The sequence below is a fragment of the Snodgrassella sp. M0110 genome (assembly GCF_016101465.1).
In the GTDB taxonomy this organism is placed as follows: domain Bacteria; phylum Pseudomonadota; class Gammaproteobacteria; order Burkholderiales; family Neisseriaceae; genus Snodgrassella; species Snodgrassella alvi.
In genome coordinates this window covers 1-5,991 of sequence record NZ_JACFQM010000019.1, presented here as the reverse complement: position 1 = coordinate 5,991, position 5,991 = coordinate 1, and the positions used below count along the sequence as shown (strand labels likewise).

At 43.4% G+C, this 5,991-nt stretch carries 4 protein-coding genes; all 4 read left to right on the top strand.

Annotated elements, in window-relative coordinates; genetic code table 11:
• A partial coding sequence (locus H3T84_RS11865) for an RHS repeat-associated core domain-containing protein (RefSeq protein ID WP_198219295.1) occupies positions 1 to 3,253 on the top strand: 3,253 nt, incomplete at its 5' end.
• A gap of 39 nt (positions 3,254 to 3,292) precedes the next feature.
• The gene (locus H3T84_RS11860; RefSeq protein ID WP_198219294.1) at positions 3,293 to 3,997 is read left to right on the top strand and encodes a hypothetical protein; all 705 of its coding nucleotides are present in this window, start codon (positions 3,293 to 3,295) and stop codon (positions 3,995 to 3,997) included.
• Positions 3,998 to 4,479: 482 nt separating this feature from the next.
• Positions 4,480 to 5,232: a hypothetical protein gene (locus H3T84_RS11855; protein WP_198219292.1), complete on the top strand. Its 753-nt coding sequence runs from the start codon at positions 4,480 to 4,482 to the stop codon at positions 5,230 to 5,232.
• A 596-nt stretch (positions 5,233 to 5,828) separates the two neighbouring features.
• On the top strand, positions 5,829 to 5,991 hold a 163-nt coding region (locus tag H3T84_RS12595; RefSeq protein ID WP_198219290.1), incomplete at its 3' end, for an RHS domain-containing protein.

Here is a 5,991-nt window from a genome sequence, read left to right as displayed (position 1 = left end):
CTATATCAACGAAGAAGGGCGGCGTATCGAAATCGAACCCATCCAGCCGGGTAAAGGCATACGCGGTCTTAACGAGAATTTATCCATCCGCCGCGGCGAACAAGACCGCTGGGTAATTGAAGACGACAACGGCTTTTACCGCCTGTTCGAACCTGATCCCAATAACCCCAAACGTCTGCTGCTAAGCATGCTACAGGACCGTAACGACAACCAGTTACTTATCTACCGCGATTCCCGTAGCCGCATCGTCGAAATTGCCGATAACGACAACGCTGCCCGCATCAGCCTGCACTATCAGGATCAGCGCCATCCGCAGCGCGTGACCGAAATCCGCCAAGAGCTAAGCGATGGCAGCCGCCGCTTACTGAACCGTTACCAGTACACCGAACAGGGTGACCTGCAACAGGTCTTTGATGCCGAGAACCGCCAAACCCGCGAATTTGCCTACAACAGCGACCGGCGCATGACCTACCACCGCCTGCCCACTGGCTTACAGTGTTATTATCAGTGGAGCTACTTCAGCACAGCAGATGTAGAGACCGCATGGCGGGTAACCCGGCACTGGAGCGAAGCCGACGGTCAGCGACTGGAAGACTATCGTTTCCATTATGATTTAGACAAACGCCTGACCACAGTAGAAGACAGCCTCGGCCGCATCAGCAAATATTACTGCAACGAATACTATCAGGTTACCCGTTACACCGATGCCCTCGGACAAAGCTGCGAATTAGAGTGGGATGATTACCAAAGGCTGGCCTGCATAACCGACCCGCAAGGCGGACAATGGCACTACAGCTACGATGCACAGGGTCGGTTAACCGAAGAAATCGATCCACTGGGCAGAACCACCCAGACCCAGTGGCTGCCGCACTGGGCACTGCCGACCATCAGCGTCGACCCCGACGGCAGCAGCTGGCGCTATTACTACGACGAGCGTGGTAACCTACTCACCGTCACCGACCCGTTACAGCAGCATACCCACTACCAGTACGACCGGCACGGCCAGGTTGTCTGCATCACCGATGCACGCGGCGGCAACAAACACCTGCGCTGGAACGAAAACGGCCAGCTTATCCAGCATGTAGACTGTTCCGGCTCCATCACCCATTTCTATTACAATACCGCTGGTAACCTCACCAGCATCACCAATGCCATTGGTAACAGCAGCAAATACCAGTACAACGCAGCCGGCCAGCTCATTGGCGCCACCCTGGCGGACGGCAGGCAGGAACACTACAGCGTCAATGCCGCCGGCCAACTACAAAGCTATACCGATCCGGCCGGCCACACCACCCGCTACCGCCGTGACCAGCGCGGACTAGTGCATACCCGCATCGACGCCGCCGGCCGTCAGCTCGGCTTCAGCTACGATGCCTACGGACGCCTCACCGCCCTGACCAACGAAAACGGCGAACAGTACCGGTTTCAGTATGATGCCGGCGACCGCCTGACCGAACAGACCGATCTGGACGGGCGCAGACAGCAGCTGAGCTACGACCCGCTCGATAACGTCAGCAGCGTGCGCTTTGCAGCCGGCAGCCCGCATCAGATCGAACATCGTTTCAAACGCGACGCCATTGGGCGCTTAATTGGCAAATACACCCCCGACGGCACCACCGCCTACCAGTATGACAAAGCCGACAACCTGCTCAAAGTCGGCTTTAAAGCTGCCGGTTTACCGCCGGAAGCCGAACCGGAACTGATCAGCTTCAACTACGACATAATGGGCAACCTGCTGAGCGAAACCACTGCACAGGGTGTTCTGCAGCATCAGTATGACAAATTGGGCAACCGTATCGCCACCACCCTGCCGGACGGGCGCACCATCAACAAACTGTATTATGGTTCCGGCCATCTGCACCAGATTAACCTGGACGGACAGATTATCAGCGACATTGAGCGTGACCATCTGCACCGGGAAACCCTGCGCAGCCAGGGCAGAATGAATACCAGTTTTCAATACGACCGCACCAGCCGCCTGACCGGCAAACAGACCAAACGTCCGGGAGCGGGTATCCTGCCGGATATCATACTGGACCGCAGCTACAGCTACGACAATCTGGACCGGCTGGTAAGCAAAAAGCACAATCGTCAGGGACAGAGCGATTACCGCTACGACGTAACCGGACGCATCGAAAGCTGCCGCAACGAAGCGTACTGGGAAACCCTGCAGTACGATGCTGCGGCCAACCTGTTGGACAGAAGACGCGGTGAAGAAGAAAGCAATCAGAACCTGATCCGCTTTAATCAGCTGCTCAGCTTCCGCGGACTGAAATACAGCTACGACGAACACGGACGAACCCGCAGCAAACAAACCGCCAGCGGTACCCAGTATTACCATTACGATGCCGAACACCGCCTGACCGAAGTGCGTATCGAACAGCTAAACCATACTGAACGCTATGGCTACGTCTACGATGCATTCGGCCGGCGGATAGAAAAACACCGGCTGGACCGTGACGGCAAACCATGCAACCGCACCACCTTCCTGTGGGACGGACTGCAGATGATTCAGGAAAGCAGTGCAGACAAACGGCAGAGCCTGTATCTGTATACCGACCAGTACAGCTATGAACCACTGGCGCGAATAGACAGAAACGGTAATCAGCAAGAGCACATCTACTACTTCCATACCGACCTGAACGGCATGCCGGAAGAGCTGACGGATGAAGCCGGTGAAATCGTCTGGGAATGCTCATACCAGTTATGGGGCAAACCGATACAGGAGATTGCCCATACAGAGATACAACAGAACCTGAGGTATCAGGGACAGTATTTAGACAGAGAAACCGGACTGCACTACAATACTTTCAGGTATTACGATCCGGATATAGGCCGCTTTACCCAACCGGACCCGATTGGATTAGCCGGCGGACTCAATCTTTATCAGTATGCGCCCAATCCGCTGATGTGGATTGATCCGTGGGGATGGAGTTGTATAAAAGGAAGAATTAAAAACCTTCCCACAAAGAAATCCCGATATGGTGTGCTTGAAAAAGAAGATTTTGCTGCGTTGGATAAAGGATTGAATGATATTTTTAATGGTAGAGGTATTCCACGTCTTGATGATTATGGTAATCAAAAGATTTTTAAAGGAATAGAAGGAGAAAAGTGGAAAGGTGCATTAGAATGGGAAGTTATACCTGGTAATGGTGATTATAGGATACTTACTAAACAATTGCCTAACGGTAAAACCCAAGTAGGTTTTACTGATAACCACTATAAACGAATATTGGAAGTTTTCTTGGAATAATTACATATTGTATTTTGGTTATTTTTACAGGTTGATGTGATGAAAAATAAATATGAAGTTAGAGACAGTTCTGAGCAATTGATTTTTTCTTGTAATGATTTTATTGAATGTTATGATTTTTTGGGAACAAGTGGTTATTATTGGTACGCATTTATAGGGATGTCTGAACAAAATGTTAATTTAATAATAGATGAGGAAAAATACTCCATTAAAAATGATCAATTTGCTGATAGGTTTCATGGTAGATTTACAGTGCAAAAAATAATAAGATCACATGATGTATTATATGCGGGTTTATATTTTTCTGGGCGAATGTATGAAAGAGGGGCATTAGCTTTACTTAAAACAGCAAGTGAACTTGAGGAAAGAGTATGGCTTGATATGAAAGGAGATTTGAAATTAATATATCTTTCAGCCAGTTATTTAAAAAATGGTTTCCCTCGAACTTCAGATAAAGATACTGTCGTCATTGAGGGAAAATATATTCAGGATTACTATGCTTTTTTTTGTGAGCTAGGTCATGCTTTCCTTGGAAATTTTGGGTATATGGGATGGAATCTACCCGGTGTCTCAGACCTTTTGATCAATGTTGCGCGAAAAGATAGAACAATTAATATTATCTGGAAAGATAGTGATTTATCATTTAAAGCAATTGAAAATACTGTTCCAGAAGGCTATTATCAGGCAGTATCTAGTGATATATTAATGACATTAAAAGAGCATTGTAATGTGATTTTAGAGTAATTATCTATTAACCATTCTTACAGTAAATATTAAAAAGTCGGCTTACTGGTTTATTTATTGAATCAGCTGCTTTCAATCCCAGTTATTAGCCATAAATGTAGTCAGTTTATGAATGCTTTTCGGTCTGTTTAATTTCAGTCAGCACAGTGCACTATTGTTTGGTGGTGTCATCTTCTGTTATCAACATCAAGTAAAAGATTCTATTACTAAATAAACAATATGGTATATGTGTAACTGGATTATCTCCAGAAAAAATTAAACTCTTCTGTCTGATAGCAACTTGTCGTTGAACTGTTTACCAGGGATATGTAAGCAAGTGCCGGCAAGATGGAAAAGTTCAGTAGAATGGGAAGTTATAGCTGGAGATAATAAATTAAGGATACATACAAAAAATTTCCTAACGGTAAAACCTAAGTGAGCTTTAATATTAACCAATATGAAAGAATATTTGCTGTTATCATTGAATAATTACAGGTTATGTTTTGAATATTTTACAGGATGAAGCAATGAGAACTAAATATGAGATTAGAGACAGTTCAGAACAATTGATTTTTTCTTGTAGTGATTTGATTGAATGCTATAGTTTTTTAGAGACAAACAATAATTATTGGTTTGCATTTACAGGAATTTCTGAACAAAATGTTCATTTAATAACGAACGAGGAAACTTACTCCATTAAAAGTAATCAATTTGCCGGGAGGTTTTATTGTAAATTTACAGTGAAAAAAATAATAAAGTCACCTGATGCATTATATGTTTGTTTATCTCTCTCTTCAGAAACATATTCAGAAATGTACTCAAAAATGTATAAAGTAGGAGCATTATCTTTCCTTAAAGAAGCAGATAATCTTGAAGAAAGGGTATGGCTTGATATGAAAGGAAATTTAAAATTAATATATATTTCAGCCAGTTATTTAAAAAATGGGATTCCACGGACTTTAGAGAAAGATACTGTCGTCATTGAGGGAAAATACATTCAGGATTACTATGCTTTTTTTTGTGAGCTGGGCCATGCTTTCTTTGGTAAGTTTGGTTATATGGGAAGTTGTATAGATGATGTATCAAAACTTATGGAAGACCTTTGCTCAGAAGATAGGAAGATTAATGTTATCTGGAAAGATAGTGATTTGTCATTTAAAGCGATCGATAATACTGTTCCAAGAGTCTATTATCAATCATCATCTAGTGATCTTCTGATGGAAATAGAATATTATTGTAATGTAATTTTAGAGTAATTATCTATATAATCATTTTTTATCAAATATTAAAAAATCGACTTATTAATTTACTTATTGAATTAGTTGCATTAAGTTGATTTAAATTATAAAAAATAAAAGATTACGTATAAACTAGAATTGCGATGTAGTAATCAGTTTACACAAGATTAGACTTATAAGTTACCTGATGAATATCGAACTAAAGGATGATTAAATATACTTCGAACGAAAAAAAGAGTATCAGATATCTTTTTGAGCATCAGAATGAGTATTTGAATTTTAATAAATTGCTGGTTATAGATTGTAAATCAATAAAAATTTTTTGCATTCGTGATAAGGAATTAAAATAAATATAAATTGCTTTGCTATTACGTATTATTTTTAATACGTATTATTTTTAAATGGAAAAACTAAGAAAAAATTAATATTTTTCCAGTTTTATTATTTAATTGCTGTTTAGTCTACTAAAAAGTCATCTTTAATCCTCTATAACCTAATTCATCCACATCAAACGCTACGTCTACGATGCTCTAGGCCGGCGCATCGAAAATCACCCACTGGACCGTGACGGCAAGCCATGCAACCGCACCACCTTCCTGTGGGACGGGCTGCAGATGATTCAGGAAAGCAGCGCAGACAAACGGCAGAGCCTGTATCTGTATACCGATGAAGGCAGCTATGAACCGCTGGCACGGATAGACAGAAACGGTAATCAGGAACAACACATCTACTACTTCCATACCGACCTGAACGGCATGCCGGAGGAGCTGACGGATG